A 26,439-nucleotide genomic window follows, 5' to 3' on the forward strand; every position below is an offset into this window, starting at 1 on the left:
CGGTCTGTCGACCGCACAGCCGTTCAGGTTCGTTGTGAGACGGGCTTAACGCGTTGGAAATCGATGGGTCAAGATTTATGAAACTCGGCCTCCCTACGTTTCGTGGCACCACGACTTCGGCTGAAGGGGAGTTGGATGCCACGACGCTTCCGGGGCGGCCTCGCCGCACTCTGTATATTGTCGACATTGGTTGCCGCGACCGCCTGCGCAGAGGACCCCACGTCCTCGGCCGGTGGCGGCGGTGACTCCGACACCATCAAGGTCGGTATCCTGCACTCGCTGAGCGGCACCATGGCGATCAGCGAGGTCACCGTACGCGACGCAGAGTTGCTCGCGATCGAGGAGATCAACGCCGCCGGTGGCGTGCTGGGCAAGCAGATCGAACCCGTCGTCGAGGACGGCGCGTCGGACTGGCCCACCTTCGCCGAGAAGGCGCAGAAGCTCATATCCCAGGACAAGGTCGCCACCGTCTTCGGTGGCTGGACGTCGGCCAGCCGCAAGGCGATGCTGCCGGTCTTCGAGCGCAACAAGGCGCTGCTGTGGTACCCGGTGCAGTACGAAGGGCTGGAGAGCTCCGAGTACATCTTCTACACCGGGGCCACCACCAACCAGCAGATCGTCCCGGCCCTGGACTACCTCGCCGAGCAGGGTCACCAGACGATCTTCCTGGTCGGCAGCGACTACGTCTTCCCGCGTACCGCCAACAAGATCATCACCGCGTACGCCGAGGCCAACGGCATGCAGATCGTCGGCGAGGAGTACACCCCGCTGGGCCACACCGAGTACAGCACCGTGGTCAACAAGCTGCAGCAGGCCCAGCCCGACGCGGTGTTCAACACCCTCAACGGCGACAGCAACGTCGCCTTCTTCAAGCAGTTGACCAGCGTCGGCGTCACCGCCGAGACGATGCCGACCGTGTCTGTCAGCGTCGCCGAGGAGGAGGTCGTCGGCATCGGTCCGGACAACGTCGCCGGCCACCTGGTGGCCTGGAACTACTACCAGACCACCGAAGGCGAGCGGAACACCGCCTTCGTCGAGGCGTTCAAGGCCAAGTACGGCGCGGAGAAGGTCACCTCCGACCCGATGGAGGCCGGCTACAACGCGGTCTACCTGTGGGCGGCGGCGGTCGAGGCGGCCGGCAGCACCGACGTCGAGGCGGTCAAGGAGGCCGCTGGCGGGATCAGCATCGAGGCCCCGGAAGGCACCGTCACCATCGACGGCGACAACCAGCACGTCTACAAGACAGCCAGGATCGGCGTGGTGCAGCCCGACGGCCAGATCCAGGAGGTGTGGAACTCCGGCGAACCGATCAAGCCGGACCCGTACCTGACCGGCTACGACTGGGCCGAAGGCCTGTCGTAACAGGCCGGTAGCAAGCGGAGGGAGGTGCCCGCCATGGCGGTACTCAACCAACTGGTCATCGGCGCGAGCATCGGAGCGGTGCTGCTCCTGATCGCGCTGGGACTGACGTTCACCTTCGGACAGATGGGCGTCATCAACATGGCCCACGGGGAGTTCATCCTGGCGGGCGCCTACACCGCGTACATGATGCAGGGGCTGGTCGGGGCGCAGGCCGTCCCGGCCGCCCTGCCGGTCGCGTTCCTCATCGCCGGCACCATGGGCCTGATCCTGGAACGACTGGTGATCCGGCGGTTCTACGGCCGGCCGCTGGACACCCTGCTGCTCACCTTCGGGGTCAGTTTGATCCTGCAGCAACTGGCCCGGGACATCTTCGGTGCGCCCAACGTGCAGGTCACCGCGCCCGGCTGGCTGACCGGCGGGATCGACGTGGCCGGCGTACAGCTGCCGTACAACCGGATCTTCATCATGACCCTCGCGGTCGGCTGCGTGGTGGCGATCTCCCTCTACCTGAGCAAACTGTCCTACGGCCGACGGATGCGGGCGGTGATGCAGAACCGGGAGCTGGCCGCGGTGACCGGGGTGGCCACCCAGCGGGTCGACCAGCTCACCTTCTTCATCGGCTCCGGCCTGGCCGGCGTCGCCGGGGTGGCGCTCACCCTGATCGGCCCGGTCGGCCCGTCGCTGGGCACCTACTACATCGTGGACGCGTTCCTCGTCGTCGTCGCCGGGGGGCTCGGACAGCTGCGCGGGGCGGTGATCGCGGCGGTCGCCCTCGGCGTGATCAACAGCTTCGTCGAATTCTGGACCGATGCGAGTCTGGCCAAGGTGGTGGTCTTCGCGGTGATCGTGGCCTTCCTCCAGTTCCGTCCGCAGGGCATGTTCGTCCTCCGTTCCCGGGCGCTGACATGAGCGCCGCCCGGACTGCCGACCCCGCCGCCCGGCCGACGGCCCGCTTCGCCGCCCGCCCGGCCGTCCGCTGGCCCGGACCGGTCGGCTTCGTCGCCGTCGGCGTGCTGCTGCTGGTCGTGGCACCGCTGGTGCTCAGCCCGTTCCGGCTCGACCTGCTGGCCAAGTACCTCTGCTACGCGATCGTCGCGGTCGGCATCTACCTGGCCTGGGGGCGCGGCGGCATGCTGACCCTCGGCCAGGGCGTGTTCTTCGGCCTCGGCGGCTACGCGATGGGCATGCACCTCAAACTCGCCGACGCCGGCGAGGGCAATCTGCCCGACTTCATGGTGTGGAGCGGCGTGGAGACCCTGCCGGCCATCTGGGGGCCGTTCCGCAACCCGGCGTTCGCCCTGGTCATGGTGGTGGTGCTGCCCACCGTGGTGGCGCTGATCCTGGGCACCCTGGTGTTCCGCCAGCGGGTGCGCGGCGCCTACTTCGCTGTACTGTCCCAGGCCCTGGCCGCCGCGTTCGTGATCCTGCTGGTCGGCCAGCAGGGCCTTACCGGCGGCACCAACGGCCTGACCAACGTGCAGTTCTTCTTCGGCCTCGACCTGTACGACCCGGCGCAGAAACGGATCGTCTACTACGTCGCCGTCGGCGCGCTCGGCCTGGTGTTCCTCGCCGCCTGGCAGCTCACCCACAGCCGGTTCGGCAAGCTGCTGGTCGCCATCCGCGACGGCGAGGACCGGGTCCGGTTCCTCGGCTACGACCCGGCCGTGGTGAAGACCATCGTGTACGCGCTGTCGGCGGCCATGGCCGGGATCGCCGGCGCGCTGTTCGTGCCGGTGGTCGGCATCCTCGGCCCCGCCGACCTCGGCGTCGTACCGTCGATCGAGATGCTGGTCGCGGTCGCCATCGGCGGGCGGTTCTCGCTGGTCGGTGCGGTCGGCGGGGCGATTCTGTTCAACTACGGCAGTACGGTGCTCAGCGAGCAGTGGCCGTCCGGCTGGCTCTATCTGCTCGGTGGCCTGTTCATCGCGGTGATGATGTGGGCGCCGCGCGGCCTCGCCGGGCTACTCGCCGATGGCTGGGCGGCGGTACGGCACCGCTGGCCCGGCCGTGCCGGACCGGCCGCACCGGTCTCCCCGGCGGCCGCCACGGAAGGCGCGGCCACCGACGCCGCCGGGCGACCGGCGGAGACCACCGTCGGGGTCGGAGGTGCGAAACCGTGAGCGGCAAACTGGAGGTACGCGGCCTCGACGTCGTCTTCGACGGCTTCCGGGCGATCAGCGACCTCGACCTGACAGTCGAGCCGGGGGAGCTGCGCTTCCTGATCGGCCCGAACGGTGCCGGCAAGACCACCCTGATCGACGTGGTCACCGGCCGGACCCGCCCGGCGTCCGGGTCGGTGCGGTTCAACGGTCAGGAGCTGGTCGGCCGCCGCGAGCACCGGATCGTCCGGCTCGGCATCGGCCGGACGTTCCAGACATCGGTGGTCTTCGAGCAGCTCACCGTGCTGGAAAACCTCGACCTGGCGGCCAGTTTCCGCCGGCGGATGGTCGGCCTGCTGCGTCGCCGACGGGGCGTCTCCGACCAGGTGTCCCGGGCGCTGGACACCACCGGCCTGACCGACCTGGCGTACCGGCCGGCCGGGGTGCTCTCCCACGGGCAGCGCCAGTGGCTGGAGATCGGCATGCTGATCGTGCAGCAGCCCAGTCTGCTGCTGCTCGACGAGCCGGTGGCCGGGATGAGCCGCAGCGAACGGGACCGCACCGGTGAGCTGCTGCGTGAGGTCGCCAAGGACCACACGGTGATGGTGATCGAGCACGACATGGAGTTCCTGCGCCGGTTCGCCAGCACCGTCACCGTGCTGCACGAGGGCCGACTGCTCTGCGAGGGCACCGTCGCGCAGGTGCAGGCCGACCCGCGCGTGCAGCAGGTCTACCTGGGTCGCTCCGGCGAGGACGGCGCCGAACCCGCCGTACCGTCGGCTGTTTCCGCACCGTCGGCTGCTGCCGGACCGTCAGCCGCTCAGGAGGCGTCGTCGTGAGTGCCATGTTGACCGTCGAGTCGCTCGACGTCGCGTACGGTCGGGCCCAGGTGCTGTTCGGGGTCGACCTGCAGGCCCCGGCCGGGTCGCTGGTCTGCGTGATGGGCCGCAACGGGGTCGGCAAGACGACTCTGCTGAAGGCGATCACCGGGGTGCTGCCGGTGCGCTCCGGCCGGGTGACCTTCGAAGGCCGCGACATCACCAAGCTGCGTACCCACGAACGGGTCCGGCTCGGTCTCGGCTACGTCCCGCAGGGCCACGAGACGTTCCCGCAGCTGACCGTTGCCGAGAACCTGCAGGTGGCGGTCGAGGCGGCGCGGACCGACAAGGCGGCGGTCGACGAGGCACTGGACCTGTTCCCGGCGCTGCGCGGGCTGCTGCGCCGCCGGGCCGGGTTCCTCTCCGGCGGCCAGCAGCAGCAGTTGGCGATCGCCCGCGCCCTGGTCACCCGGCCGAAGATGCTGCTGCTCGACGAGCCGACCGAAGGCATCCAGCCATCGATCATCATCGAGATCGAGGAGGCGATCGAACGGCTGCACACCGAGGCCGGGCTGGCGATCCTGCTGGTCGAGCAGTATCTCGAACTGGCGCTGCGGCTGGCCGACCGGTTCGTCATCCTCGACGCCGGTGAGGTGGTCCGGGCCGGCGACAAGGAGGACCTGCGCGACGAGTCGGTCCGCCAACTGCTGTCGGTGTGACCCAGCCGGCCTGACTCCCTGTCGGCGGTCGTCACTCGGTCGGTGGCAGCTCGAACAGCAGGCAGGACGAGGTGGCGTGGGCGGCCAGCCGGCCGGCGGCGTCGGTCAGTTTCGCCTCGGCGTACGCGGTGCGCCGCCCGCGCTGCACCACGGTGCCCTCGCAGCGCAGCGTGCCGGAGGCGAGCGTCACTGGGCGAAGGAACTTCACGTTCAGGTCGATCGAGGTGTAGCTCGTCCCGGCCGGCAGCACCGAGTGCACCGCGCAGCCGGCCGCGGTGTCCAGCAGGGTCGAGATGATGCCGCCGTGCACCGTGCCCAGGGCGTTGTAGTGGAACTCCTGCGGGGTCAGCACGGTGACCACCCGGCCGTGCTCGGGCTCCAACCCTTCGAGGCCCAGCATCACCATCACCGGTGGGGCGGGGATCTCACCGGACGCCATCGCCTGCAACTGGCCCAGCCCGTCGAGGCCGTTCAACGCCGCCAACCGCACCGTGGCGGGGTCGGTCCACGAGAAGGTGCGACTGCGCTGCGCCGCGTCCGGCGTCGGCTGCTGAGTCTGTGTCATGGACGCAGCCTGGCAGCCGGTTGCTAGGTCTGTCAACGAGACCTAGCCTGGTCGGGGTGAGACCTACCGCACTCGACTGGTCCATCGACAACTGCACCATCGCCCGCACCATGGAGATCATCGGCGAGCGGTGGACCGTCGTCGTGCTCCGCGAGGTCTTCAACGGGGTACGGCGCTTCGACCAGATGCGCGAACGCACCGGCGTCCCCCGTCAGGTGCTGACCAACCGGCTCACCATGCTGGTCGACCAGGGTCTGCTGCGCCGGCACCCGTACCAGGAGCCGGGGGAGCGGCAACGCTACGAGTACCGGCTCACCGGCAAAGGGCTCGACCTGTGGCCGGTGCTGGTCGCGCTGCTGCAGTGGGGCGATCGGTACTGCGCCGACCCGGACGGCCCGCCGCTGGCCGTGGCCCACCGCGACTGCGGCGCCGAGGTCGGCGTCACGATGCGCTGCACCGCCGGCCACGACGTCGCCGACCCGCGAGACGTACTGCCCCGCCCCGGCCCCGGTGCCCGCCGCCGTGAACCGACCGGCTGAAGCCCTACGCTGCGGGCGTGCACATAACGCGCCTGCTCGGTCCCGGACGCCGGCCGCGCGGCACACCACCGCGTCCGGCAGTGGTACGGCAGTGCCAGCCAGCTGTGGCGGGTGTCGCGCAGCTTCTCGCCGAGGGGTGATCTACCCCCGGGCCTGCCAGTGGCTCTGCCCGACTTGTTCATCCTCGGGCAGAGCCACTGGCAGCATCCAGGGTTACGACCAGCATCTCGCTGGAGACTGTCGGTCGGGGTCTATGGGTACGGTCGTGACTACCAGTTCGGGGGGAGATAGTTGCTCTTGGTCACCCCGCGGTCGGTTTTGCTGATGCGGTAGTTGGACCCGCAGTTCGCCTTGGAGTACCCGCCGATGCCCACGCCGTTGCCGTAGGCGGTCTTCGTCGTGCCCGAGTTCCGGTGGATGCACTTGGTCCAGGCACGGTAGAAGCCTGTGCCACCCCGACACATGACCCCGTAGGTGGCGGTCCCGGGGGTAGCGTTGCAGTTCGTCGGCAGCGCGAGCGCCGGTGTGGCGGTGACCGTGACAACACCGAAGGTCGAAATGAGCGCAAGGGTCAGGGAGACCGCTACCCGTTTCGCGGTGCTGAGCCTGTACCCCGCCCCGTTTTCTCTTTCTCGCACCTTTTTGGTCCTCTCTGCCTGTCGGTCGGTTCCAACCTCGGCATCGTGTCGATAGCTCTTGCGGTGCGGTGTTCGCGCCGTCAAGCCACAGATTGACATCTCTCCCTGCTGAAGCAGGGAGATTCGACCCTCACGGGTTGAGGTTTCTGCTTCGCCGACCACGGCCGACCCGAATCAACGGCAAGGGACGGAATACCGCCCATCGGTCCTACGCAGTCTCCGCAGACGTCACTTCCCACCAGCCCGGCGGTAGACCCGACCGGCTTGGTCATCACCGGAAGGGCAACGCCACGCTAGCACACCTGTTCGCATGCCGGGTGTCCTGTTCCTCCCCGGACTGAACGGCCGGAGTATCCACGGAAGACATCTGATGAAGATCTTCGGGTTGGCCGCCAACGAGATCCGCCGATCCGGTAACGCTCCATCATGTACAATCTCGCGGGTCCGCCGCAAGTGCAACTCTGTCACCGGCCTGGAAGATCAAGTGACGTGGGCCTTGCCCGGACCGCCGCCTTGGCCTCGGCTCGCATGGCGATCCTTATAAGACGCAGCCTACGCCCCGGATCCGGCGACGGCGTGCCGCTGGTGGTAGGCGCGGACTTGGTCCTCCACCTCGGCGCGCAGCCTCAGGAACTCCGGCAGTCGTTTGACGGCCAGGTCCCTGGGGCTCCCGTCGCGGTCCGGCGGTAGCCGCACCGGCAGGTCGGCGGCGACCCGGCCCGGGTCGCTGGCCAGCACCACCACCCGCTGGCCGAGGAAGACCGCCTCCTCTACGTCGTGGGTCACCATCACCACGGTGGTGCCGGTGTCGGCCCACACCCGGCGGACGAACAACTGCATGTCCTCCTTGGTCTGCACGTCGAGGGCACCGAACGGCTCGTCGAGCAGCAGCACCTGCGGCTCACAGGCCAGCGCTCGGGCGATCGCCACCCGCTGGCGCTGCCCGCCGGAGAGCTGTTTGGGCAGCGCGTGCCGCAGCCCGGCCAGCCCGGTCTCGGCCAGGTACCAGGCGACCCGACGGGCCCGTTCGGCCCGACTGATCGGCAGCAGCTCCAGCCCGAACGCGACGTTGCGTTCCACCGTCCGCCACGGGTACACCGCACCGCTCTGCAGCACCAGCCCTCGGTCCGGACCCGGCCCGGTGACCGGCACGCCGTCGAGCAGCACGGTGCCCCGGCTCGGTGTGGACAGCCCGGCAATCAGCGACAACAGGGTCGACTTGCCCGACCCGGAGGCGCCGACCAGGCAGACGAACTCGCCCCGGCGTACCGCCAGATCCACGCCGTCGAGCGCGTGCAGCGACCCGCCCGAGGCGGCCCGGAAGTCCTTGCCGACGCCGTCGAGACACACCAGCGGTGCGTCGGTGGTCGGGGCTACTGACCCGGCTTCCGCTGCTTTCACGCTGCCCACCTTCCAACCCGGTCGCGGGTGGTCCGCAACGCCAGGTCGATCGCCACCCCGATCAGGGCGATCACGATCAGTACGGCGAAGATGTTGTCGAGCTGGTTGAACCGCTGCGACCGGACGATCCGGTAGCCCAGCCCGGACTGGGCGTTGATCAGCTCGGCGACCACCACGAAGTTCCACGCCGCCGCCGCGTTGACCCGGATCGAGTCGATCATGCCGGGCAGCGAGTGCGGCACGATAACCTTGCGCAGCACCTCGAACCGGCGGGCACCGAGGGTGTACGACACGTCGATCAGCCCGGCCGGCACGGTCCGGACCACGTTGGCGGTCATCAGGGTGTTGAAGAAGACCGTCGCGATGAAGATCAACGCCACCTTGGACGGCTCGCCGAGCCCCAGCCAGATGATCAGCAACGGGATGAACGCGCTGGCCGGCAGGTAGCGCAGCAGGCCGATCATCGGCTCCAGCGCCGCCCGACCGGCCTGGAAACTGCCCATCAGCAGGCCGAGCGGCACCGACACCGCCACCGCCAGCCCGAAGCCGCGCAGCACCCGGCCGACCGTAGCGGCGATGTCGGTCCACAACTGACCGGTCCGGGCCATCTCCACCCCGGCCGCCACCGACTCCAGCGGTGACGGCAGGAAGTCCGGTCGACCGTCGACCAGCACGCTGCCGATCTGCCAGGCGGCCAGCGGCACCACGATCGAGGCGACCGTCAGCGTCCAGCGACCGGCCGCCGGAATCGGCGTCCGGATGGCCAGCAGCGCCGGCACCCGGCGGGCCGGACGCCGCCGGGGGAGCGGCCCCCACGACGCCCGGTCCGCACTATCGGTGGCCGCAGCCGGCTCCCGGGTGACGGTCACGGCGAGACCGCCGCCACGAACTGTCCGTCGAGCAGCCCGTCCAGCGGCGGTGCCTCGTCGACCAGGCCGGTCTCGACCAGGAACTCGGCGATCGAGCGGGCCTGAAAATCCAGGTTGGCCGGGGTGTCGCCCGGCTCGAACGCCGCCTGGTTGTCGGCCAGGTCGAAAATTGTCGTCCCGGCGTCGTACGTGCGGTAGTCCTCGACGCTGACCCCGGCCTGCGCCGCCATGATCTCGACCGCCTCGTCCGGGTTGGCGGCGATCCAGTCCAGGGTGTCGAACCAGGTGTCCACCACCGCCTGGACCTGTTCCGGATGCGCGGCCACGAACGCCGAGTCGAACACCAGGTGGTCCGGGATCGCGCCGGGGAAGTCGGCCGAGGTGGCGATCGCCCGGCTGCCCTCGCGGCCCAGCGCGGTCGTGGTGAACGGGGCGAACGCGCCCACCGCGTCGACCTGCCCGGCCAGGAACGCGGCGGCGGCCGCGTCGGTCAGCAGCGGGCTGATCTCGACATCGTCGGCGCTCAGCCCGGCCTCGGCCAGCGCCAACAGCAGCAGGTAGTGGTCGACCGTACCCTCCTCGATCGCCACCCGCTTACCGGCCAGGTCGGCCACCGAGTCGATCCCCGGCGCGGCGATGATCTGGTCGTTGCCGGTCGAGTTGTCGTTGACCAGCACCACGGTCTGCGTCGCGCCGCCGCTCACCGACGACAGGGTGTCGTTGAGGGTCTGACTGTTGGCGTCCAGGTTGCCGGTGGCCAGCGCGGTCAGGCTGTCGGTGTAGCTGTCGAAGTAGGTCAGCTCGACGTCGACGCCGTTGTCTTCGAACAGCCCCTGCTCCTCGGCGACCTGCCAGGGGAACCAGCCCGGCCAGGCGCTGAACCCCAACCGTACGGTGGTCGCACCGTCGCCGTCGGCGGTGGAACCGTCGTTGCCGCAGCTGGCGGCGGTGACCAGCACTGTCGTCGCACAGACCGCCGCCACGATCGCCCGGGTGGGGGAGTGGCGGGAAATCCTGGGTGTACGTCGCATCTCTATGTCCTCCTGCGAAAGGGGATTACGGGGAATCTGCGTCGCGGTGGCTCAGTGGCGCGGCAGGTGCCCGGCGCGGACCAGGCAGCCGAGGGTGTCGCAGATGACGCGGGTGGCGATCAGCGAGGTGATGTCGGCGTTGTCGTACGGCGGCGAGCACTCCACCACCTCGATGCCCGCGAGGGGCTTCTCGGCGATCAGCTGGATGAACTTGAGCACCTCGCGGGGGAGGAAACCGCCCGGTTCGGGCCAGCCGGTGCCGGGCACGAACGCGGCGTCCAGGCAGTCCACGTCGAACGAGAGCCAGACCGCCTCGGCGCCGTCCCAGGCGACCTCGAGTGCCTTTTCGGCGGCGGCCTCGATGCCCATCTCGACGCAGTCGGTGACCGTCATGATCGTGGTGCCGCGTTCCCGGCCGACCTTGACTCCGGGGCGGGGTGCCTGCCAGCCACCGATGCCGATCTGCACCAGGTTCTTCGGCGGTACGTTCGGGATGTCGGTGGCGTGGAACCACGGGGTGGTGTGCATCCGCTCGTCGAGGTCGGTCTCCTGGGTGTCGACGTGCCGGTCGAAGTGGATGATGCCCAGGTTGCCGTCGAGGTGTTCGGCGACGCCGCGCACCGTCGGGTAGCCGATCGAGTGGTCACCGCCGAGCACCACCGGGAACGCCCCGGAGGAGTAGACGTGGCTGACCGCCTTGGATATCTGGTCGAAGGTCTTCTCGATGTTCGCCGGGATGGTGAAGACGTCACCGAGGTCGGCGATCGTGATCGACTCACGCAGGTCGACGCCGAGTTCGAACGAGTACGGCCCGTACAGCGCGGAGATCTTGCGGATGCCCTGCGGCCCGAACCGGGTCCCCGAGCGGTACGTCGTGCCGCCGTCGAACGGTGCGCCGAGCACCGCCACGTCGTACTCGCCGCAGCGGCGCACGTCCTCGACGTACGGTGCCTTCAGGAAGGTGTTGATCCCGGCGAAGTGCGGCAGCTCGCCACGGGAGAACGTCGGGATCCGCTTGTCGACGATCGAGTCGGCACCGGGCAGGCCGTACTCCAGGCCCCGGGCGATCTCCTCTTCCCACTTGGTGGTAGGCAGTTCGGCCTCGCGGGCGACCGCGTACGCCGCCTCCGGGCCGTAGTTGCCGTGCAGTTCGGGCTGGTCGCTGGGCTGCTGGTCGCGGTGCTGATGGTGATGGTGGTGGTGGAAGCCCACGGGGCACCTCCGAATGAGGGCCTGGCTGAGGCACAGCCAGACATTCGGCTGCCTCCCGGGCTTTTGTCCCGCCGTGGAACGCCACCCCCGCCATGCTGGCGGGTCCGACGCCTGCACCTCTCGGACCTGTCCCGTCCCCGGCTGCCCGTCTCTGGCTGCCCGGCGGCGGCGGAACCCTAGGTGCGCCTCACCGTTGGTGAGTCACCCCGGAGTAGACGCGCTTGTGGTTTCGGTCACTTTGCTGTCCCGTTGCCGTCGGGTATCGGCTGCGCGCGGGCGGCCAGGCCGGACCAGACCCGCTCGTACGCGGTGACGTGCGCCGGCTGGTCGAGGTACATCGTCCCGGTCACGGTGCCGAGACGGACCAGCCCCGACCCGGCCGGTTGCCGTCCGGGGACCGTCGTGGCGGCAGCGAAGCGCAGCAGGGTGAACGGGTTGGTCATGCCGGCGTGCGCGCCGCCGGCCAGCGGCAGCAGCCGTACCGAGATTCCCGGCCTGATCGCGAGCACCCGCAGGTGGTCGAGTTGCGCCCGCGTCGTCGCGTCGTCGCCGACGGTACGCCGCAGTGCGCCCTCGTTGACGATCGCCTGCACCGCCGGCGGATGCGGGTGGGTCAGCAGGTGCCGCTGCCGCGCCGCCAGCTGGGCGAGGCGGGCGGCGATGTCGTCGTCGCTGCGCAGACCGGCCGGGCACCGCAGCAGCGCCTCGGCGTACCCGGGGGTCTGTAGCAGGTCCGGCAGCGTCGCCTGGCCGTAGCAGCGGACGAGCGTCGCGGACTGTTCGAACACCGGGTACGGATCGGCGTCGATCGGCACTCCGGCCAGCTCGTCGTGCCACCAGCGCCCGCCGCTGGGGCGGTCGATCTCCGCCGCGAGGGCGAGCAGCCGTTCCCGGGTTTCGTCGTCGGCCCGGTACAGCCGGCACATCGCCGACATGTCCGCTTGACTCCAGCGGACCCGCGGGTCGCCGGCTTCGATCCGCCAGAGCGTGCTGTTGCCGCGTCGCAGCTTGTCGGCGGCGACGTCCTGGGACAGCCCGGCCTCGTACCGCAACGCCGCCAGGCACCGTCCCACTTGCCGACGCAGCAGGGCCGTCCCGCCGGCCTGCGCGTTGGTGCCCGCCGTCCGGGCAGCTCTCCCGTAGTACGTCCCGGCCCGTCGGCCGTCACCCCTGCCAGTCATACCCGATAGCGTGAATCATCAGTTGCCTGAAGGCAATGCCCTAGGGCAACTCCTTAGCGTCTGTTGAGTGGACCTGGTCGGCACCTCGGAGTTGCGCGCGATGCTGGGCACGCCCGAGAAGCCGGTGAGCAAGCAGCGGGCGTACGTGGTCAGCCGGTCCAAAGGATTCCCCGATCCGGTAGCGCGGCTGGCGCAAGGTCCGGTGTGGTTGAAGGCCGATGTCGAGCGGTGGATTCAGGAGAACCGGCCGCCCCGGGCCAGCTGAGCCGCGTACCGCTGCGATCCCTGGTGACCATAATGTGGGAAGATGCTCCCGAATTACGAGACGGCGTGTCTATCGTCGGGGCATGTCAGCCGTATACACGCATGGGCATCACGAGTCGGTGCTGCGCTCCCACCGCTGGCGTACCGCCGAGAACTCGGCCGCGTACCTGCTGCCGCACCTGCGGCCCGGCCAGGCGTTGCTCGACATCGGCGCCGGTCCCGGCACCATCACGATGGACCTCGCCGCGCTCGTCGCCCCCGGCCGGGTCACCGCCACCGAGGTCACCGACGAAGCGCTGTCACTGTCCCGCGCCGAGGCGCGGGCCCGGGGCGTCACCACTGTCGACTTCACCACGGCCGACGTACACGAGCTGCCGTTCCCCGACGACGCGTTCGACGTGGTCCACGCCCACCAGGTCCTGCAGCACGTCGGCGACCCGGTCCGCGCGCTCGCCGAGATGCGCCGCGTCTGCCGGCCCGAGGGAGTGGTCGCGGCCCGCGACAGTGACTACGACCGCTTCGCCTGGCACCCGGCCGTACCCGAGCTCGACGAATGGCTCGCGCTCTACCAGGCGACCGCCCGCGCCAACGGCGGCGAACCGGACGCCGGCCGCCGCCTGCTCTCCTGGGCACGGGCCGCCGGATTCAGCGACGTCACGCCCGGCGCCTCCGCCTGGTGCTACGCCACCGACGAGGACCGCCGCTGGTGGGGGACCATGTGGGCGGAGCGCATCGTCGCCTCCGAGATGGCCCGGCAGATCCTCGCCGCCGGCACCGCCACCCCCGCCGACCTGCAACGCCTCTCCGCCGGCTGGCTCCGCTGGGCCGCCGCGCCCGACGGCTGGTTCGCCATCCTGCACGGCGAGATCATCTGCCGCGACGCGTCGAGGTGAGGCTGACGCACCTCATTTTCGGTTTTGACGTGCGCCAGCCTCACCTCGACGGTTCCGGGCCAGGGGTGACGAGTCGGCGGACTGCGGTCGCCACGCTGGCCCGGCGCACGTCCATCGACGTCGGTGCCGGATCGTCGTACGCCCGGGCGACGGCGAGGACGACGGCGAGCAGTTCGGCGGGCGGGAGCGTGTTGTCGACCCGGCCGGCGGCCTGGGCCTCGGCCAGGGCGGCCAGTTTGCGTCGCGTCGAGTGGTGGTTCTGCTCCATCCGGGTGAGCTCGCCGGGGCGCTCGAGGGTGTGCCACTGCAGCAGTCGGAGCAGGTCCGGGTGCGCGACGCCGAAGTCGAACATCGCGGCGGCGTAGCCGGGCAGGTCGTCGGCGTCGAACGGTACCGCTTCGATGAACCGCTCCAGATGGGTGGCGAGGGTGGTGTCGAAGAGTCGTTCCTTGCTGCCGAAGTACGCGTATATCAGCTGCTTGTTGGCGCCGGCGCGCTCGGCCACCCGGTCGACCCGGGCGCCGGCCAGTCCGTGGGCGGCGAACTCGACGGTGGCGGCGTCGAGGATCCGCTGCTTGGTGGCGGTGGAGTCGCGGGCCATGCCGCCAGCCTACCGAAGACCAACTAGTTGGTTGACAGCTGCGGGGTGTGGCCGGATTATGTAACTATCCAGTTGGTTACCTGCAGGGAGAGATCATGAGCGACAAGGTCGCCATCGTCACCGGCGCCTCCTCCGGCATCGGCGAGGCCACCGCCCGCAAACTGAACGCCATGGGCTACCGGGTCTACGCCGTCGCCCGCCGGCTCGACCGGATCACCCCGCTGGCCGACGTCGGCATCCGGCCCGTCCGGGCCGACATCACCGACGACGCCGCACTGGTCAACCTCGTCGAGCAGGTGCTCGCCGAATCCGGTCGGATCGACGTACTGGTCAACAACGCCGGCTACGGCTCGTTCGGCGCCGTCGAGGACGTGCCGCTGGACGAGGCCCGCCGCCAGTTCGACGTCAACGTGTTCGGCCTGGCCCGGCTGGCGCAACTGGTGCTGCCGCAGATGCGCCGCCAGGGCAGCGGACGCATCGTCAACATCTCGTCGGTCGGCGGGAAGATCTACGAGCCGCTCGGCGCCTGGTACCACGCCACCAAGTTCGCCGTCGAAGGACTCAGCGACTCGATGCGGATGGAACTCGCCCCGCTCGGCATCGACGTGGTCGTCATCCAGCCCGGTGCGATCGCCACCGAATGGCCCGCCATCGCCGGTCAGCACCTGCTCGCCACCTCGGGGCACGGCCCGTACGCCGACCAGGCGGCCCGCAGCGCGGCCATCTTCGCCGTCGAGGACGGCGGTCCGGCGTCGCCGCCCTCGGTGGTCGCCGACGCCGTCGCCAGAGCGGTGCGGGCCCGCCGGCCACGGACCCGCTACCCCGTCGGCCGCGGCGCGAAGGCGATCCTGGCTGCCCGGCGGCTGCTGCCCGACCGAGGCTTCGACCGGTTCGTCCGCATCATGCTGCGCACCCTCGTCCGCGTCGCCAACAGGTACGACGCCCGCCAGCCCCAACTTGCCCGCGACGGCGGCTGAACCGCGCAATCTGAAAGAACTCCGCCGACACCGGCAGCGCGAGGATGCTCCGATGAGCTATGTCGTGCCTGCGCAGCGCTGGACGCTCGCCCGGACGGCGTTGCGGCTCAGCAGCGACCGGTTCCGCTCCCTGCTGACCGTCGACAGCGACCCGACCGCGATGGCGACCCGCGACTGGACGGTGGCGGACTCCGCCGCGCACGTGCTGAGCATCGCGATGCTGTACGTGACTCTCGTCGAGGACACCGGCCCGCCACTACCGGTGCCCGACATCGGCGCGCTCCTCGCCGCCGCGAACGTCGACACCGTCGCCGACGTCAACGACCACGTGCTGCGGCACTTCCCCGAACGTGACCCCGGTCGCCTCGCCGACCTGCTCGACGAGGCGACCGACACGATCCTGTCGGTGACCGCTCAGCTGCCGCCCGAGACGACCGTACGGTGGCTGGGCGACGCGCGGGTCACGGTCTGCGGACTGCTGGCACACCTGGTCAACGAGCTGGTGGTGCATGGCTGGGACATGGCCCGCGCGATGCGGCGTCCATGGCCGATGCCGGACGAGCACGCCGCGCTGTACTGGGACCAGTTCTTCCTGGGCATGCTGCAGCACGACTACGGCGTTCTGCTGAACACCTCGGGGCCGATGCCGAAGCGGCCGATCGCGGTGCGGTTCAGCTCGGCGTACACGCCGAGCGCGACGATCGTGCTCGACGACCGGCGGGTCCGGCTCGCCGCGCCTGACGATCCGGTCGACGTGCGGGTGCGGTTCCGTCCGGCCCGGTTCAACCTGATGCTGTTCGGCCGGACCAGTACCGCCGTCGCCGCGTTGCGCCGCGACGTCGTCATCGGCGGGCCTCGGCCGTGGCGGCTGCCGGCCTTCCTGCGCGTCGTCCACATGCCCAACGCGCGACTCGCGCCGGCCGGCAGATAGCCCGGCGGCATACGGCTCGGGCGGTCCCGCCCTGCCCCGGGCGTGTGGCTGGGCGATGTCGGTGGGCTGTGGCAGCATCGCGCGGGTGACCGTCAGTGCTGAGGCAGGAAGTGTGAGGCAGGAGCAGCACCTGGGCGACCTGGCGCGGCTGCGCCGGGTGCGCGACCGGATCGACCGGGAGTACGCCCGGCCACTCGACGTCGAGGCGCTGGCCCGTGGCGTGCACATGTCGGCCGGGCACCTCAGCCGCGAGTTCCGGCGCGTCTACGGCGAGTCGCCGTACGCGTACCTGATGACCCGGCGCATCGAACGCGCGATGGCGCTGCTGCGCCGGGGCGACCTGAGCGTCACCGACGTCTGTTTCGCGGTCGGCTGTTCCTCGTTGGGCACGTTCAGCACCCGGTTCACCGAACTGGTCGGCGTCCCGCCCAGCGTCTACCGGCGCCGGGCCGGCTCCGCCCGCCCGGAGATGCCCGCCTGCCTGGCGAAACAGGTGACCAGACCGATCAGGAATCGAGAAGCACGGGTCCCGGCGGCGCAACTAGCGTGACCGGCATGGACATCACGATTCACTCCAGCTTCCTGCCGCACGACGACGCCGACGCCGCGTTGGCCTTCTGGCGCGACCTGCTCGGCTTCGAGTTGCGCCTGGACGTCGGCTACGACGGGATGCGCTGGCTCACCGTCGGCCCGGTCGACCAGCCCAACACCGCGATCGTGCTGCACCCGCCGGGTGTCGACCCCGGCATCACCGACGACGAGCGCCGTACCATCACCGAGATGATGGCCAAGGGCACCTACGCCGGAATCCTGTTGGCCACCAGCGACCTCGACGGGGTCTTCGAGCGGCTGCAGGCCGGCGACGCGGACATCGTCCAGGAGCCGACCGAGCAGCCGTACGGGGTCCGCGACTGCGCCGTGCGGGACCCCGCCGGCAACCTGATCCGCATCCAGCAGACTCGATAGGTAGGGATATTCGATGAGCAGGGCCACCGCGTCGGGGGAGCGGCCGTCCACCCCGCACCCCGCCGACAGTCACGACCTGATCCGGGTGCACGGCGCGCGGGTGAACAACCTCAAGGACGTCAGCGTCGAGATCCCGAAACGCCGGCTGACGGTGTTCACCGGGGTCTCCGGATCGGGCAAGAGTTCGCTGGTGTTCGGCACCGTCGCCGCCGAGTCGCAGCGCCTGATCAACGAGACGTACAGCGCCTTCGTGCAGGGGTTCATGCCGACGCTGGCCCGGCCCGAGGTCGACGTGCTCGACGGGCTGACCACGGCGATCATCGTCGACCAGGAGCGGATGGGCGGCGATCCACGGTCCACGGTCGGCACCGCCACCGACGCCAACGCGATGCTGAGGATCCTGTTCAGCCGGCTCGGGCAGCCGTACGTCGGCCCGCCCAACGCGTTCTCCTTCAACCTCGCCTCGGTGCGGGCCAGCGGGGCGATCACCGTCGAACGCGGCGCCAGCAAGACCACCAAACAGACCTTCACCCGGCTGGGCGGCATGTGTCCGCGCTGCGAGGGCCGGGGGTCGGTCACCGACTTCGACCTGACCGCGCTGTACGACGACAGCAAGTCGCTCAACGAGGGCGCGCTGACCATCCCCGGCTACAGCGTCGACGGCTGGTACGGGCGCATCTTCAGCGGCTGCGGCTTCTTCGACCCGGACAAACCAATCCGCAAGTTCACCAAGTCGCAGCTGCACGACCTGCTGTACAAGGAGCCGACCCGGATCAAGGTCGACAACATCAACGTGACGTACGAGGGCCTGATCCCGCGGATCCAGAAGTCGTTCCTGGCCAAGGACGTCGACGCGATGCAGCCGCACATCCGGGCGTTCGTGCAACGGGCGATCACCTTCACCACCTGCCCGGACTGCGCCGGCACCCGGCTGAACGAGGCGGCCCGGTCGTCGAAGATCAACGGGATCAACATCGCCGACGCGTGCGCGATGCAGATCAGCGACCTCGCCGAGTGGGTCCAGGCGCTGGCCGAGCCGTCGGTCGCCCCGCTGCTGACCGCGCTGCGCCACACCCTTGACTCGTTCGTCGAGATCGGCCTCGGCTACCTCTCCCTGGACCGCCCGGCGGGCACCCTGTCCGGCGGCGAGGCGCAGCGCACCAAGATGATCCGGCACCTCGGGTCGTCGCTGACCGACGTCACCTACGTCTTCGACGAGCCGACCATCGGGCTGCACCCGCACGACATCGCCCGGATGAACAACCTGCTGCTGCGGCTGCGGGACAAGGGCAACACGGTGCTGGTCGTCGAGCACAAGCCGGAGACGATCGCGATCGCCGACCACGTCGTCGACCTCGGCCCCGGTGCCGGTACCGCCGGCGGCGAGGTGATGTTCGAAGGCACCGTGGACGGGCTGCGGGCCAGCGTCACCGTCACCGGCCGGCACCTCGACGACCGGGCCAGCCTGAAGAAGACGGTCCGCGAGCCCACCGGCACGCTGCAGATCCGGGGCGCGAACGCCAACAACCTGCGCGACGTCGACGTCGACATCCCGCTCGGCGTGCTGGTCGTGGTGACCGGGGTCGCTGGCTCCGGCAAGAGTTCGCTGCTGCACGGGTCGATCCCGGCCGACGCGGGGGCGGTGTCGATCGACCAGACCGGCATCCGAGGCTCTCGGCGCAGCAACCCGGCGACGTACACCGGGCTGCTTGACCCGATCCGTAAGGCGTTCGCGAAGGCCAACGGGGTCAAGCCGGCGCTGTTCAGCGCCAACTCCGAGGGTGCCTGCCCGACCTGCAACGGTGCCGGGGTCATCTACACCGACCTGGCGATGATGGCCGGCGTCGCCACCGTCTGCGAGGACTGCGAGGGCCGGCGGTTCCAGGCGGCGGTGCTGGAGTACCACCTCGGCGGCCGGGACATCAGCGAGGTGCTGGCGATGTCGGTGGCCGAGGCCGAGGAGTTCTTCGCGGCCGGCGACGCCCGAACCCCGGCCGCGCACGCCGTCCTGCGTCGGCTCGCCGACGTCGGGCTCGGCTACCTCACTCTGGGCCAGCCGCTCACCACCCTGTCCGGCGGCGAGCGGCAACGGCTGAAACTGGCCACCCACATGGCGGAGAAGGGCGGCGTCTACGTCCTCGACGAGCCGACCACCGGCCTGCACCTGGCCGACGTCGAGCAGCTGCTCGGCCTGCTCGACCGGCTGGTCGACGCCGGCAAGTCGGTGATCGTCATCGAGCACCACCAGGCGGTCATGGCTCACGCCGACTGGATCATCGACCTGGGGCCGGGCGCCGGCCACGACGGCGGCCGGATCGTCTTCGAAGGCACCCCGGCCGATCTGGTCGCGGCCCGCTCCACGCTGACCGGCGAGCACCTCGCCGCCTACGTCGGCGGCTGAGCCCCGGCTCGGTCGAGTTCGGCCCGGTCGAGTTCGGCGCGGACGCCGCGGGCGGTCGGGCCGGTCGCGGTGACCAGCACCGCCGGCCCGCCGGCCAGCGGCAGCCGGGCCGCGCCGGGGCCGAGCGGGGCGGCAGCCGGGGGCCCGCCGGCCGCCCACTCCGGCCGTACCACCAGCACCGAACCGGTCGCCTTCGCCCCGGCGAGCACCGCCGGCCCGGCCCAGCCGTCGGCGCGCGGCCCCACCGCCAGGTCGGTACGCAGCACCGTGCGGCCCGCGTACCGGACGGTGGTGTCGATCCGGGCGTCGCCGGACGGCTCACCGTCGCGCCCGCAGACCAGCTCCTCCCGCCACACCAGGGCCGCGCCGTCGGCCAGCTCCACCAGCGACCGGGACAGGTGGTGGCAGCCGGCGGCGGCGATCAGCGGCTCCGGCAGCCAGCGCAGTTCGCCGCCGGCCGCGACCCGGACCAGCATCTCCAGCGTCGACCGCCGGCCGCCGGGTCCGGGCAACGCCAGCGACGCCGCGACGGTACGCAGACACACCCGGGCCCCCGGCCTGACCTCGACGTCCAGCCGCAGGTCGTCGCCGCCGAGCGGGCCGGCCGCCGCGCCGACCAGATGCACCTGGACCTCGCCGCCGTCGGCGGCGGCCGCTGCCGGGCCGGTGCGGCGCAGTACCAGCGGCGGCTCGCCGCGCAGGCAGACCAGCCGGGTACGCCCGGCGGCGTCGACCTCGGCGACCAGCCGGGCGTGGGCCCGCATCAGCCGGCGACCTCCGCCGGTGTCTGGGCGCGGGCCCGCAGCAGCCCCCGGATCCAGTCGGCCACCGGCGTCGCCGTCCGGTCCTGCACCAGCGACAGGAACACCGTCGGCAGCTCGCCCCGGCGGGCGGCGGCGTCGCGCTCCATCACCGACAGGTCGGCGTTGACCAGCGGCGCCAGGTCCGTCTTGTTGATCACCAGCAGGTCGGCGGTGCTCACCCCCGGCCCGCCCTTGCGGGGCACCTTGTCGCCGCCGGCCACGTCGACCACGAAGATCTGCTGGTCGATCAGGCCCCGGCTGAACGTGGCGGTCAGGTTGTCCCCGCCGCTCTCCACCAGCACCAGATCGAGAGTGCCCAACTGGTCGGACAGGTCCTCGATGGCGTCCAGGTTGGCGGAGATGTCGTCGCGGATCGCGGTGTGTGGGCAGCAACCGGTCTCCACCGCCCGGACCCGCTCCGCCGGCAGTACGCCGTTGCGCAGCAGGAAGTCGGCGTCCTCGGTGGTGTAGATGTCGTTGGTGACCACGGCCAGCCGCAGTTCGTCGGCGAGCGCCCGGCACAGCGCGGCGACCAGCGCGGTCTTGCCGGAGCCGACCGGCCCGCCGATGCCGATCCGCAGCGCGGGGGAACCGTCCGGCAGCCGGGGCGGGTGCGGGTCGACCCCCGGATCAGGATGGGTGTGTGGCACCTCCCCGTCGGCGTGTGCGTGCGGTTCGGTGTGCGCGCGCGGTTCGGCGGACCCGCCGTGGACGTGGGTGTGTGGTTCAGGACGCAAAGAGACGCACCTCCCAGGTGGCGTGGTGTTCGGCGTCGACCTCCGGGATCGGGGCCGAGCCGGCGGGCAGGTCGTCGACCGGCCGGTCGGCCAGGGCGGCCGCCCCGGCGGCGACCGCGTCGATGTCCGGCGCGAGCCGGGCCAGCAGGCCGTGCACCGCGTACGGGTCGAGGCCGAGCAGCCGCACGGCGGCGCTGGCCGGTCCGGTGACAGTGGTGTACGCGGCGGCCAGCGCCGCCTCGGCCGGGCCGAGGCCGGCGGCGGCGGCGACCACGCCGAGCGCGACCGGCTGGTGCCGGTCCCGGGGTCCCCCCACCGGCAGCGCCCAGATGCCACGTCCGGCGCGCAGCAACGCCCGACCCTGGGCCCGCGACGCGCGGCGCAACGCGGGTGACGGGGTGCGCGCGTCGATACCGTCGTCGAGCGCGTCCAGCCGGCCAGGGCCGGCCCCGTCGGCGGTCGCCCCGTCGGCGGTCGCGGCTGTTGCAGCCGCGGCGGCGAACGCGGCGGCGGTACGCCCACCGGTGCCGAGCCGGCCGGTCAGGTACGCCGCCACGCCGGCCAGGTCGCGGACCCGACCGGCGACGACGGCCGCCTCCAGCCCGCTGGAGTGGGCGTGCCCGCCGGCCGGCAGCCGGCCGTCGGCCAGCACCAGCAGCGTGGCGAGCCCGCTCATCGGCGGGTCCGGACGGGACAGGTGATCATCGCCGGTGGTCAGAACAGGAAGTAGCGCTGCGCCATCGGCAGCTCCACCGCCGGGGCCGGCTCGACCGTCTCCCCGTCGATGCGCACCGTGAACGTGTCCGCGTCGATCTCGATCCGGGGGGTGGCGTCGTTCAGCGGCATGTCGGCCTTGCCCCGCCGCCGGGTGTCGGCGACCGGGGCGAGCCGGCGGCGGATGCCGAGCCGGTCACCGAGCAGCGCGTCGATCGCCGCCGGCGCGACGAACGCCAGGCTGGTGGCGGCCGGCACGGTGCCGTACGCGCCGAACATGGGCCTCGGCAGCATCGGCTGCGGGGTCGGAATGGACGCGTTCGCGTCGCCCATCTGCGCCCAGGCGATCATGCCGCCCTTGATCACCAGATGCGGCCGTACGCCGAAGAACGCCGGATCCCACAGCACCAGGTCGGCCAGCTTGCCCGGCTCGACCGAGCCGACCTCGCCCTCGATGCCGTGCGCCACCGCCGGGCAGATCGTGTACTTGGCGACGTACCGTCGGGCCCGCATGTTGTCGGCCGGCCCGTCGCCGGGCAGCGCGCCACGGCGCGCCTTCATCACGTGCGCGGTCTGCCAGGTCCGCAGGACCACCTCGCCGACGCGCCCCATCGCCTGCGAGTCGGAGCCGATCATCGAGATGGCGCCGAGGTCGTGCAGGATGTCCTCGCCGGCCATCGTGCTGGGCCGGATCCGGCTCTCGGCGAACGCCAGGTCCTCCGGCACGCTCGGGTTCAGATGGTGGCAGACCATCAGCATGTCGAGGTGCTCGTCGAGGGTGTTGACGGTGTGCGGGCGGGTCGGGTTGGTCGACGACGGCAGCACGTTCGGCTCGGCCGCGACCCGCATGATGTCCGGCGCGTGCCCGCCGCCGGCCCCTTCGGTGTGGTACGCGTGGATCGACCGGCCGGCGATCGCGGCCAGGGTGGACTCCACGTACCCGGCTTCGTTGAGGGTGTCGGTGTGGATCGCCACCTGCACGCCGGAGGCGTCGGCCACCCGCAGGCAGGCGTCGATCGCGGCCGGGGTGGTGCCCCAGTCCTCGTGCAGTTTGAACCCGCCGGCGCCGCCGCGCAGCTGCTCCCACATGGATTCTTCGCTGACCGTGTTGCCCTTGCCGAGCAGCAGCACGTTGACCGGCCACGGGTCGAGCGCGGCGAGCATCATGCCCAGGTGCCACGGGCCGGGGGTGACCGTGGTCGCCTTGCTGCCCTCGGCCGGCCCGGTGCCGCCGCCCATGATGGTGGTGATCCCGGCGGCGAGGGCGGTCTCCAGCAGCTGCGGGCAGATCAGGTGCACGTGGCTGTCGATCGCCCCGGCGGTGAGGATCTTGCCGTTGCCGGCGATGATCTCGGTGCCCGGCCCGATCACCAGGTCGGGGTGCACCCCGTCCATCGTGTCGGGATTGCCGGCCTTGCCGAGCGCGACGATCCGGCCGTCGCGGATGCCGACGTCGGCCTTGACGACGCCCCAGTGGTCGAGCACCACCGCGCCGGTGATCACCGTGTCGGGTGCCCCTTCGGCCCGGGTGGCCCGGGACTGGCCCATCGACTCGCGGATCACCTTGCCGCCGCCGAAGACCACCTCGTCGCCGTACGCCGGGGTGCCGTCGGCGCCGGGCGGCGCGCAACGGTCCTCCTCGACCTCGATCAGCAGGTTGGTGTCGGCCAGCCGGATCCGGTCACCGGTGGTCGGGCCGAGCAGGGCGGCGTACCGCCGTCGGTCCAGGGTGCTCACGCCGTGCCTCCCGTCGCGCCGGTGCCTGCCTGATCAGCCGGGCCGCGTCCGGTGCCCGCAGCGTCAGCCCGGCCGCGTCCGTCCAGCTCGCCGGCGCATTCGCCGCGCAGCCCGGCGACGATCCGCCGACCGCCGAACGGCACCAGGGTGACCTCCCGGTCGACGCCGGGCTCGAAGCGCACCGAGGTGCCGGCCGGCACCGCCAGCCGGTGACCCCACGCGGCGGACCGGTCGAAGTCCAGCGCCGGGTTGGCCTCGGCGAAGTGGTAGTGCGAGCCGACCTGCACCGGCCGGTCGCCGGTGTTGACCACCGGCAGGGTCAGCACCGGACGGCCGGGATGGAGGGTGACCGGCCCGTCGCCGGGGATCAGTTCACCGGGAACGACTGTGCCGCCGTCGGTGCCCGACGGCGTGGATGGTGCAGTCAATCTCGCTCCTAGGAGATCGGCTCGTGTACGGTGACCAGCTTCGTCCCGTCGGGGAAGGTGGCTTCCACCTGCACCTCGGGGAGCATCTCCGGCACTCCGTCGAGCACGTCCTCGCGGCCGAGCACGGTGCGCCCGGCCTCCATCAGCTCCGCCACGCTGCGGCCGTCCCGGGCACCTTCCAACAGGAAGGCGGTGATCACCGCGGTCGCCTCCGGGTGGTTGAGCCGGATGCCCCTCTCACGGCGCTTCCAGGCCACGTCGGCTGCGACGTGGATGAGCAGTCGCTCCTGCTCGTGCCGGGTGAGAAACAAGCCGGACCTCCATGAGCGATCGAGACCTGGGTCGTGCCAGATGCTGGCATTCTGACATTTCAATCACGTTACGTACGCGTATCCGCTGTCTGGGTGTCACCTGCTGTCCGGCCTGGTACGTACGGGTCGGCCCACCTGCGGCGAACCTGCCCAGGGCAGCCCGTCCGACGTCCGGGTGCGATGCGACCACGCAGGGTCGGGCCGGCCGAACAGGCGGAAGCTGCAGCCATGGCGTACCGGCTAGCCTGCCGCTATGGGCAGCGCCGAACTGGACGAGTTGATCGTCGCGGACGCCGAGGCGTTGCGCGCGTGGTTGTCGGCCAACCACGGCACATCGCCCGGAGTGTGGCTCGCCCTGACCAGGAAGGGCGGCACAGTCACCACGCTGACCTGGCAGCAGGCGGTCGACGAGGCGCTGTGCTTCGGCTGGATCGATGGGCAGGCCCGGAAGCGGGATGAGCAGACCTCCTGGATCCGGTTCACCCCGCGTCGGCCCCGCAGCTCCTGGTCACAGCGCAACGTGGCCCACGTGGCCCGGTTGGAGGCGCAGGGGCGGATGATGCCGTCCGGCCGTGCTGCGGTGGACGCCGCGAAGGGGGACGGACGGTGGGCAGCCGCCTATGCGCCGCCTTCGGAAGCCGTGGTGCCGGCCGATCTGCTCGCTGCGATCGCCGCTGACCCCGCCGCCCAGGCAATGTTCGACGTACTCACCAGGACCAATCGCTTTGCCCTCATCAACCGGGTGATCAGCGTCAAGCGGGCGCAGACCCGCGAGCGGAGGATCGGCGAGATCGTCGCCATGTTGGCCCGGAACGAGACGATTTACCCGCAAAAAGCCAAACCACCGGAGTCGGCCACGTCGTGATGGCCGTACGCGGTCCGGCGTGCCGCGACCCTGTCGTCAGGCTTCCGGCGACTGGTCCGGGCCGTGGCTGGTGCCGGCCCTCGGCCGCCGGAAGCGGTCGTGCCAGGCCGGTGTCTCCCGTTCGTCGTCGAAGGCGTTGGCGATCACCACGTCGGTCGACGAGTGCAGCAGGATCGAGATCACGATCGTCAGCGCGACCAGATGGAACACCTCGTCGGCGGCGTCGATGCCGGACTTGAGCACGATCAGGCCGTACACCACCGACGCGAAGCCCTTCGGCCCGAACCACATCGCCGCCGCCTGTTCCCGGGGTGCCAACCCGGAGCGGACGAACGCGATCGCCAGCGCCACCGGCCGGGCGACGAAGATGGCCAGCACCGCGAAGACCCATCCCGGCCAGGAGATCTCGCCGAGGAACTCGATCGAGATCAGCGCGCCGAAGACCAGAAGCGCGGCCAGCTTCAGCAGCTCGGAGACGCTTTCGCCGAAATGCTCGAACGCGGCCCGCTGGCGGGGGCCGAAGGTGGCGATGGTGCTGCCGGCGGCGAACGCGGCCAGGAACAGGTTGCCGTGGGTGGCCTGCCCGAGAGCCAGCACGAGCAGGCCGATCGCCACCCCGTTGAGCGGCGCGTACAGGGCCGACGCGGCGAACCACCGGGTCCGTTCCAGGGCGATCGCCAGCGCGGGGACGGCGACCCCGATGACCAGGCCGACGGCGAGTTCGGTGGCCAGTTCGTCGAGGTGCAGGTCGCCGGAGCCGCTGGCGATCGCCAGGAACAGGATCACGAACGGCAACGCGAGGCCGTCGTTGATCCCGGACTCGACGTTGAGCAGATGCCGCAGCCGGTACGGCACCTTCTTGTTGCCGACCAGCGCGGCGGCGAACACCGGGTCGGTCGGGGCCAGCACCGCGCCGATCAGCAGCGCCTCCGCCCAGCCCAGCCCGGCCACGTAGTGGGCCAGCACCGCGGTGATCACCAGGGTGAGCGGCAGCCCCCAGCCCAGCGCCCGGCCGGGCAGCCGCCAGGCGGAGCGCAGGTCCTGCCAGCCGACCCGCATCCCGTCGGTGAACAGCACGGCGAACAGCGCCAGCTCGGCGAGGGTGTTGACGATCGACGAGTCGGCCTGCACGTCCAGCACGCCGGTGGTCTGCGGCCCGAGCAGGAACCCGGCCACCAGGAACAGCGCCGCCGTGGACAGGATGGTGCGGTGGGCCAGTGCCGACACCAGCACGGCGAGCAGCAGGACGGCGGCGAAACTCAACAGCAGCATGTGAACTCCGGGACCGGCGGGGAGCGGCGGTGATGGTGTCGGGCCCGGTGATGGTACGTCCCGCCGGGGTCGGGATCGGCGCGGACCGGTACCGGACGGGCTGAC

At 71.0% G+C, this 26,439-nt stretch carries 29 protein-coding genes; 14 read left to right on the top strand and 15 right to left on the bottom strand.

Annotated elements, in window-relative coordinates:
- Positions 1–135 precede the first annotated feature (135 nt).
- Genes urtA through urtE form a run of 5 tightly spaced genes read left to right on the top strand, consistent with a single transcriptional unit; the run spans position 136 to position 4,998 of the window.
- Positions 136–1,362, top strand: coding sequence for an urea ABC transporter substrate-binding protein (gene urtA, locus O7629_RS09060; protein WP_123601119.1), 1,227 nt, complete (start codon positions 136–138; stop codon positions 1,360–1,362).
- A 33-nt stretch (positions 1,363–1,395) separates the two neighbouring features.
- A complete protein-coding gene (gene urtB, locus O7629_RS09065) occupies positions 1,396–2,271 on the top strand; it encodes an urea ABC transporter permease subunit UrtB (RefSeq protein ID WP_278168627.1) in 876 nt (291 codons plus the stop codon).
- Positions 2,268–3,482: an urea ABC transporter permease subunit UrtC gene (urtC, locus tag O7629_RS09070; protein WP_278168628.1), complete on the top strand. Its 1,215-nt coding sequence runs from the start codon at positions 2,268–2,270 to the stop codon at positions 3,480–3,482. Before urtB ends, urtC begins: the two co-directional genes overlap by 4 nt.
- Positions 3,479–4,300, top strand: coding sequence for an urea ABC transporter ATP-binding protein UrtD (gene urtD / locus O7629_RS09075; RefSeq protein ID WP_278168629.1), 822 nt, complete (start codon positions 3,479–3,481; stop codon positions 4,298–4,300). The genes urtC and urtD overlap by 4 nt, the downstream gene beginning before the upstream one ends.
- 5 nt (positions 4,301–4,305) lie before the next feature.
- Positions 4,306–4,998 carry an urea ABC transporter ATP-binding subunit UrtE gene (gene urtE / locus O7629_RS09080; RefSeq protein WP_278174466.1) on the top strand — a complete coding sequence of 231 codons (693 nt, stop codon included), beginning with the start codon at positions 4,306–4,308 and terminating at the stop codon, positions 4,996–4,998.
- Positions 4,999–5,029: 31 nt separating this feature from the next.
- On the opposite strand, the gene O7629_RS09085 is transcribed toward urtE, so the two are convergent.
- Complete coding sequence (locus O7629_RS09085; protein WP_278168630.1) at positions 5,030–5,563, bottom strand: PaaI family thioesterase; 534 nt, start codon at positions 5,561–5,563, stop codon at positions 5,030–5,032.
- Positions 5,564–5,619: 56 nt separating this feature from the next.
- Between O7629_RS09085 and O7629_RS09090 the strand changes: the two genes are divergently transcribed.
- A complete protein-coding gene (locus tag O7629_RS09090) occupies positions 5,620–6,102 on the top strand; it encodes a helix-turn-helix domain-containing protein (RefSeq protein ID WP_278168631.1) in 483 nt (160 codons plus the stop codon).
- 269 nt (positions 6,103–6,371) lie between these two features.
- Here the strand turns inward: O7629_RS09090 and O7629_RS09095 are convergent, their stop codons facing one another.
- From O7629_RS09095 to O7629_RS09120, 6 genes are all read right to left on the bottom strand, one after another.
- Positions 6,372–6,740 carry a hypothetical protein gene (locus O7629_RS09095; RefSeq protein WP_278168632.1) on the bottom strand — a complete coding sequence of 123 codons (369 nt, stop codon included), beginning with the start codon at positions 6,738–6,740 and terminating at the stop codon, positions 6,372–6,374.
- Positions 6,741–7,292: 552 nt separating this feature from the next.
- Positions 7,293–8,141 carry an ABC transporter ATP-binding protein gene (locus O7629_RS09100; protein WP_278168633.1) on the bottom strand — a complete coding sequence of 283 codons (849 nt, stop codon included), beginning with the start codon at positions 8,139–8,141 and terminating at the stop codon, positions 7,293–7,295.
- The gene (locus O7629_RS09105) at positions 8,138–9,010 is read right to left on the bottom strand and encodes an ABC transporter permease (protein ID WP_278168634.1); all 873 of its coding nucleotides are present in this window, start codon (positions 9,008–9,010) and stop codon (positions 8,138–8,140) included. The genes O7629_RS09100 and O7629_RS09105 overlap by 4 nt, the downstream gene beginning before the upstream one ends.
- Positions 9,007–10,041 (bottom strand): ABC transporter substrate-binding protein, encoded by a 1,035-nt coding sequence (locus tag O7629_RS09110; RefSeq protein WP_278168635.1) that lies wholly within the window; start codon positions 10,039–10,041, stop codon positions 9,007–9,009. The genes O7629_RS09105 and O7629_RS09110 overlap by 4 nt, the downstream gene beginning before the upstream one ends.
- Positions 10,042–10,092: 51 nt before the next feature.
- Complete coding sequence (locus O7629_RS09115; protein ID WP_278168636.1) at positions 10,093–11,253, bottom strand: agmatinase family protein; 1,161 nt, start codon at positions 11,251–11,253, stop codon at positions 10,093–10,095.
- Between the two features lie 233 nt (positions 11,254–11,486).
- A complete protein-coding gene (locus tag O7629_RS09120; RefSeq protein WP_278168637.1) occupies positions 11,487–12,434 on the bottom strand; it encodes a helix-turn-helix transcriptional regulator in 948 nt (315 codons plus the stop codon).
- Positions 12,435–12,501: 67 nt separating this feature from the next.
- On the opposite strand from O7629_RS09120, the gene O7629_RS09125 reads away from it, so the two are divergent.
- The gene (locus tag O7629_RS09125) at positions 12,502–12,699 is read left to right on the top strand and encodes a hypothetical protein (protein WP_278168638.1); all 198 of its coding nucleotides are present in this window, start codon (positions 12,502–12,504) and stop codon (positions 12,697–12,699) included.
- 82 nt (positions 12,700–12,781) lie between these two features.
- Positions 12,782–13,591: a methyltransferase domain-containing protein gene (locus tag O7629_RS09130; protein WP_278168639.1), complete on the top strand. Its 810-nt coding sequence runs from the start codon at positions 12,782–12,784 to the stop codon at positions 13,589–13,591.
- A gap of 40 nt (positions 13,592–13,631) precedes the next feature.
- On the opposite strand, the gene O7629_RS09135 is transcribed toward O7629_RS09130, so the two are convergent.
- Positions 13,632–14,192: a TetR family transcriptional regulator gene (locus O7629_RS09135; protein ID WP_278168640.1), complete on the bottom strand. Its 561-nt coding sequence runs from the start codon at positions 14,190–14,192 to the stop codon at positions 13,632–13,634.
- 95 nt (positions 14,193–14,287) lie between these two features.
- On the opposite strand from O7629_RS09135, the gene O7629_RS09140 reads away from it, so the two are divergent.
- The 5 genes from O7629_RS09140 (at position 14,288) to O7629_RS09160 (ending at position 19,467) form a co-directional block, all read left to right on the top strand.
- Positions 14,288–15,169 carry an oxidoreductase gene (locus O7629_RS09140; RefSeq protein WP_278168641.1) on the top strand — a complete coding sequence of 294 codons (882 nt, stop codon included), beginning with the start codon at positions 14,288–14,290 and terminating at the stop codon, positions 15,167–15,169.
- 52 nt (positions 15,170–15,221) lie between these two features.
- Positions 15,222–16,100, top strand: coding sequence for a maleylpyruvate isomerase N-terminal domain-containing protein (locus tag O7629_RS09145; protein ID WP_278168642.1), 879 nt, complete (start codon positions 15,222–15,224; stop codon positions 16,098–16,100).
- 85 nt (positions 16,101–16,185) lie between these two features.
- A complete protein-coding gene (locus O7629_RS09150) occupies positions 16,186–16,650 on the top strand; it encodes a helix-turn-helix transcriptional regulator (protein ID WP_278168643.1) in 465 nt (154 codons plus the stop codon).
- A gap of 5 nt (positions 16,651–16,655) precedes the next feature.
- Positions 16,656–17,066, top strand: coding sequence for a VOC family protein (locus tag O7629_RS09155; protein WP_278168644.1), 411 nt, complete (start codon positions 16,656–16,658; stop codon positions 17,064–17,066).
- Between the two features lie 13 nt (positions 17,067–17,079).
- Positions 17,080–19,467: an excinuclease ABC subunit UvrA gene (locus O7629_RS09160; RefSeq protein ID WP_278168645.1), complete on the top strand. Its 2,388-nt coding sequence runs from the start codon at positions 17,080–17,082 to the stop codon at positions 19,465–19,467.
- Here O7629_RS09160 and O7629_RS09165 read toward each other — a convergent pair.
- The 6 genes from O7629_RS09165 to O7629_RS09190 all read right to left on the bottom strand — a co-directional run bounded on the left by O7629_RS09165 (position 19,452) and on the right by O7629_RS09190 (position 24,197).
- Complete coding sequence (locus tag O7629_RS09165; protein ID WP_278168646.1) at positions 19,452–20,231, bottom strand: urease accessory protein UreD; 780 nt, start codon at positions 20,229–20,231, stop codon at positions 19,452–19,454. The two genes, O7629_RS09160 and O7629_RS09165, sit on opposite strands and share 16 nt — an antisense overlap.
- Positions 20,231–20,920, bottom strand: a complete 690-nt coding sequence (ureG, locus tag O7629_RS09170) for an urease accessory protein UreG (protein WP_347403720.1) — start codon at positions 20,918–20,920, stop codon at positions 20,231–20,233. Before ureG ends, O7629_RS09165 begins: the two co-directional genes overlap by 1 nt.
- A 76-nt stretch (positions 20,921–20,996) precedes the next feature.
- On the bottom strand, positions 20,997–21,683 hold the full coding sequence (locus tag O7629_RS09175) for an urease accessory UreF family protein (protein WP_278168647.1): 687 nt from the start codon (positions 21,681–21,683) through the stop codon (positions 20,997–20,999).
- Positions 21,684–21,721: 38 nt separating this feature from the next.
- Positions 21,722–23,458, bottom strand: a complete 1,737-nt coding sequence (locus O7629_RS09180) for an urease subunit alpha (RefSeq protein ID WP_278168648.1) — start codon at positions 23,456–23,458, stop codon at positions 21,722–21,724.
- Entirely contained in the window at positions 23,455–23,886 is a 432-nt protein-coding gene (locus tag O7629_RS09185) for an urease subunit beta (RefSeq protein WP_347403661.1), read from the bottom strand. The genes O7629_RS09180 and O7629_RS09185 overlap by 4 nt, the downstream gene beginning before the upstream one ends.
- Positions 23,887–23,894: 8 nt before the next feature.
- Positions 23,895–24,197, bottom strand: coding sequence for an urease subunit gamma (locus tag O7629_RS09190; RefSeq protein ID WP_123601150.1), 303 nt, complete (start codon positions 24,195–24,197; stop codon positions 23,895–23,897).
- 253 nt (positions 24,198–24,450) lie between these two features.
- On the opposite strand from O7629_RS09190, the gene O7629_RS09195 reads away from it, so the two are divergent.
- Entirely contained in the window at positions 24,451–25,062 is a 612-nt protein-coding gene (locus O7629_RS09195; RefSeq protein ID WP_278168649.1) for a YdeI/OmpD-associated family protein, read from the top strand.
- A 36-nt stretch (positions 25,063–25,098) separates the two neighbouring features.
- On the opposite strand, the gene O7629_RS09200 is transcribed toward O7629_RS09195, so the two are convergent.
- Positions 25,099–26,334, bottom strand: coding sequence for a cation:proton antiporter (locus O7629_RS09200; protein WP_278168650.1), 1,236 nt, complete (start codon positions 26,332–26,334; stop codon positions 25,099–25,101).
- Between the last annotated feature and the right edge of the window lie 105 nt (positions 26,335–26,439).

The sequence above is a fragment of the Solwaraspora sp. WMMD792 genome, assembly GCF_029626105.1.
GTDB lineage: Bacteria > Actinomycetota > Actinomycetes > Mycobacteriales > Micromonosporaceae > Micromonospora_E.

What these genes read in the sequence shown, in the direction of transcription:
- O7629_RS09160 (WP_278168645.1), top strand. Translation starts at nt 17,080, where the DNA reads ATGAGCAGGGCCACCGCGTCGGGGGAGCGGCCGTCCACCCCGCACCCC.
- O7629_RS09175 (WP_278168647.1), bottom strand. Translation starts at nt 21,683, where the DNA reads ATGAGCGGGCTCGCCACGCTGCTGGTGCTGGCCGACGGCCGGCTGCCG.
- O7629_RS09195 (WP_278168649.1), top strand. Translation starts at nt 24,451, where the DNA reads ATGGGCAGCGCCGAACTGGACGAGTTGATCGTCGCGGACGCCGAGGCG.
- urtC (WP_278168628.1), top strand. Translation starts at nt 2,268, where the DNA reads ATGAGCGCCGCCCGGACTGCCGACCCCGCCGCCCGGCCGACGGCCCGC.
- O7629_RS09135 (WP_278168640.1), bottom strand. Translation starts at nt 14,192, where the DNA reads ATGGCCCGCGACTCCACCGCCACCAAGCAGCGGATCCTCGACGCCGCC.
- urtB (WP_278168627.1), top strand. Translation starts at nt 1,396, where the DNA reads ATGGCGGTACTCAACCAACTGGTCATCGGCGCGAGCATCGGAGCGGTG.
- O7629_RS09140 (WP_278168641.1), top strand. Translation starts at nt 14,288, where the DNA reads ATGAGCGACAAGGTCGCCATCGTCACCGGCGCCTCCTCCGGCATCGGC.
- O7629_RS09200 (WP_278168650.1), bottom strand. Translation starts at nt 26,334, where the DNA reads ATGCTGCTGTTGAGTTTCGCCGCCGTCCTGCTGCTCGCCGTGCTGGTG.
- O7629_RS09110 (WP_278168635.1), bottom strand. Translation starts at nt 10,041, where the DNA reads ATGCGACGTACACCCAGGATTTCCCGCCACTCCCCCACCCGGGCGATC.
- O7629_RS09165 (WP_278168646.1), bottom strand. Translation starts at nt 20,231, where the DNA reads ATGCGGGCCCACGCCCGGCTGGTCGCCGAGGTCGACGCCGCCGGGCGT.
- O7629_RS09130 (WP_278168639.1), top strand. Translation starts at nt 12,782, where the DNA reads ATGTCAGCCGTATACACGCATGGGCATCACGAGTCGGTGCTGCGCTCC.
- urtE (WP_278174466.1), top strand. Translation starts at nt 4,306, where the DNA reads ATGTTGACCGTCGAGTCGCTCGACGTCGCGTACGGTCGGGCCCAGGTG.
- O7629_RS09155 (WP_278168644.1), top strand. Translation starts at nt 16,656, where the DNA reads ATGGACATCACGATTCACTCCAGCTTCCTGCCGCACGACGACGCCGAC.
- O7629_RS09145 (WP_278168642.1), top strand. Translation starts at nt 15,222, where the DNA reads ATGAGCTATGTCGTGCCTGCGCAGCGCTGGACGCTCGCCCGGACGGCG.
- O7629_RS09085 (WP_278168630.1), bottom strand. Translation starts at nt 5,563, where the DNA reads ATGACACAGACTCAGCAGCCGACGCCGGACGCGGCGCAGCGCAGTCGC.
- O7629_RS09120 (WP_278168637.1), bottom strand. Translation starts at nt 12,434, where the DNA reads ATGACTGGCAGGGGTGACGGCCGACGGGCCGGGACGTACTACGGGAGA.
- urtA (WP_123601119.1), top strand. Translation starts at nt 136, where the DNA reads ATGCCACGACGCTTCCGGGGCGGCCTCGCCGCACTCTGTATATTGTCG.